Origin of the sequence: Burkholderia sp. Tr-20355, assembly GCF_017104685.1 — a bacterium.
GTDB lineage: Bacteria > Pseudomonadota > Gammaproteobacteria > Burkholderiales > Burkholderiaceae > Burkholderia > Burkholderia seminalis.
This window is the reverse complement of the sequence record NZ_JAAGPK010000318.1, coordinates 1-3446: the sequence shown is the minus strand read 5'-3', so window position 1 is coordinate 3446 and position 3446 is coordinate 1. Positions and strand designations below refer to the sequence as shown.

At 70.0% G+C, this 3446-nt stretch carries 2 protein-coding genes; both read right to left on the bottom strand.

Annotated features, from left to right (window positions below; translation table 11 throughout):
* Nucleotides 1-3077, bottom strand: a 3077-nt coding sequence (locus G3N62_RS34820; RefSeq protein WP_206141509.1) for an SDR family oxidoreductase, incomplete at its 3' end; no start/stop codon positions are given.
* 75 nt (nt 3078-3152) lie between these two features.
* Nucleotides 3153-3446 (bottom strand): phosphopantetheine-binding protein (locus G3N62_RS34815; protein ID WP_241013290.1); only part of this gene is annotated, 294 nt, incomplete at its 5' end.

Genomic DNA, 3446 nt, shown 5'->3' with positions numbered 1-3446 from the left:
GTCGCATCGCAAGGCGCGGCCGGCTCGACCGCGGCCCGCGCGTCGCCGCCGCCGACCACCGCGAGCACCGGCAGCCCTTCGGCCTGCGCGTGTCGCACGGTCGTCACCGCGAACAGCACGATACCCTCCGCGAGCGGCAGCCCGAATGCCGGACCCACCTCCTCCGCGGCGTTGCCGTTGATCCCGCCGACGATCGCCATGTCGAGTTCGCCGCTGCACAGGAACCGCTCGGCCGCCTCGAACGCGGCGAGCGTCGATGCGTGGCCCGCGTCCACCGTCATGTTCATCCCGTGCAGATCGTGGTAATTCGCGACGCGCGCCGGGATCACGTTCGGCATCATCCCCGGAAACGAGTTTTCGGTGGTCGGCGCGACGAGCCGCTGCGTCGCGTCGCGCAAGCCGTCCAGCAGGCGCTCGGTCGTCGCGTGCTCGTCCGGCCGCGTCGCATCGAGCACCGCCGCCGCGATGTCGTCGAGATAGCAGCGGCTCGCATACAGCGCCGCGTTACGTGTGGGCCCCATATGTCCCATCACGAGCCCGATCGTGTCCGCATGCTCCTGCCAGAACGTGCCGAGACGTTCGCGCAGATCGTGCGCGGCATCGAGCGCCATCAGCTGGCAGCGATCGAGCGCGCGCAACACGGCCGGCGGCATCTTCACGCGCGCGAAGCTCGGCAGCGGATAGCCGATCCCGAAGCTCGCGTCCGGCGCGCGGCCTTCGCCGCGCAGCCAGGCCGCGACCTCGGCGTCGCCGTCGAGACCGGGAAACTTCGCGGACCAACCGACGATCGCCAGCGGTTCGCGCTTGAAGCGGCCGCTCGCGCCGCCGGCGGGCAGATCGGCGCGGTACTCCGACACGATCAGGTGGCCGTTCGTGCCGCCGAAGCCGAAACCGGACACCGCCGCGACGCGCGCCGAATCGCGCCGGACCGGCCACGCCACCGGCGCCACCGGGATCCGCAGGCTCGTGCCGCCGAGTTCGAATTCCGGCGGCGGTTCGCTGAAGCGATGCTGGGGCGGGATGACCTCGTGGCGCAAGCCGAGCAGCACCTGGATCACCGATACGACGCCGGCCGCCCAGCCCGTATGGCCGACCAGCGACTTGTTGGAGGTCACCTGCACCGGGCGATCGCGCCGGATCGCGTCGCGCAGGCTCTGGAATTCGGCGAGATCGCCGGCCGGCGTGCCGGTGGCATGCGCCACGACCCAGTCGACGTCGGCGGGCACCGTCGCGGTGCGCGCATACGCGCGGTCGATCGCGATGCGCTGGCCGGCCGAATTCGGCGCGTAGATCGCCTTGCCCTTCCCGTCCGACGACGAGCCGAACGACTTCAGCACGCCGAGAATGCGGTCGCCGTCCGCGCGCGCCCGCGCCAGGCGCTTCAGGATCACGACGCCCGCGCCGTCCGCGAACAGCACGCCGTCGCAGTTGCGATCGAGCGGCCGCACCTCGCCGCTGCGCGACAGCCCGTGCAGCTTCGAAAACAGGATCGAGCCGCGCGGTGCGAGCGCGAACGCACCGCCGCACGCGACCACGTCCTGCTTGCCGAGCAGCAGCGCCTTGATCCCGAGATCGATCGAATACAGCGACGACGAACACGCGGTGTCGACCATCATGTATTCCGCATCGTCCGGCAGCACGCCCTTCATCGCGTTCAGGCCGACACGGTGCGGGAAGAACGACGCTAGATCGCCCGCGCCGCGCGCATAGCGCGCGCTCAGCACCGCATCGATCGCGGCCACGCGGCGCGCGCGCTCGGCCGCGTCGACGCCGGCGTCGGCCAGCACCGCGTTCAGGCGCTCGCGCGCGGCGGCCAGCACCATGCCTTCCTCGAGATGCTGGCTGCCGTCCGCCGTGTAGCCGACCAGAAACGCGACACGATCGGCGTCGCGCAGCGTCACGTCGTCGAGCGCCTGGCACAGTGCGTGGCGCAGCCACAGCGTCGTGAGTTCGCGCGGCGCGGTGCCGGCGTCGAGCTCGGCGCGCACCGTCGAGCACGGCTCGAACTGTTCGATGAAGACCGAGCGCGACTGGTAGCTCTTGTCTTCCGCCGACGTATCCGGCGAGTAGAACGAGCGGTAGTCCCACCGATCCGGGGGCACGTTGCCGAACAGCTCGGGGCCGTCCAGTAGCGCGCGCCAGAATGCGTCCGGATCGCTTGCGCCGGGCAATGCGAGACCCATGCCGACCACGGCGATGTCGTCGCTGTCCGGTGCGTCGTCGGCAGCGGCGGCCGTACGGGCAGCCGGTTGCGCGACGGCAGCGGCCGCATCCTGCCCGGCGGTCGCCCAGTCCGCGCGCGGCGACAATCCCTCGCTGCACAGCGACAACCCGCCATCCGCGACGACCACCTGTCCGGTAATCCAGCGCGCGGCATCCGACGCGAGAAACACGACGAGATCGGCAAGATCCTCCGCGCGCGCGAGCCGCTTCAGCGGGGTCGCCGCGATGCTCGATCGCTTCGTGTTCTCCGGGTCCGGAAACTGCGCGGCGACGTCGCCGTCGATCAGCGTCGACGATGCGCCGTTCACCCGGATCTGGCGCCCCGCGTACTCGACCGCGAGATAGCGCGTCAGCGATTCGAGTGCCGCCTTCGCGGTGCCGACGACGAGATAGTTCGCGGGCACGAGCGTCGCGCCCACCGACGACACGTTGACGATCGCGCCGCCGCCCGAGCGCGCCATCAGCGCCGCGGCACGGCGCGCGCACCAGAACGCGCCTTTCAGGTTGGTGTCGAGCGCGCGATCGAAATGCTCGGCGCCGATCTCGTCGACGCCGAGCAGCGCGCCGGACGCCGCATTGTTGACGAGCACGTCGAGGCGGCCGTAGCGCCGTTCGATCTCGTCGAACATCCGGTCGACCTGCGCCTGCTGCGCGACCGACGCTCGGATCACGTCGACGGTCGCGCCGAGCGCGCGCAGTTCCTCGGCCGTCTCCTTCGACGCGTCGAGCGAATGGAAGAAATTCAGGATCACGTGCGCGCCCTGCTCGGCGAAACGCCTGCAGATCGCCTTGCCCACGTTTTTCGCACCGCCCGTCACGAGAACGAGCTTGCCGCGCATGCTGGTATTCGACATGGATCGCCTACCTATCGAGAACTTGTGATTACGGGCAGGGCCCCCCCTGCCGACCAACGTTTCGGCGCGCGGCCGTCAGGCGAGCGCCTTTCCCTGGTTTTCGTAGACGAAATCGACGATCTGCCCCATCGCCTTGAAGTCGCCGCTGCGGAAATTCGCGGGCAGCGGCGGCAACGCATAGCGCGCCGTGATGCGCTGGATGATCTCGGTCTGCTTGACCGAGTCGATACCGAGTTCGGCTTCGAGCTCGATCGATTCGGAGAACACCTCGGCCGGATATTCCATCGCCTGCGCGTAGATATCGACAAGCTCCGAGAACAGCCGCTCGCGCGGCACGTGCGCGGGCCGCGCCGCGGCAACCGCCGCGGA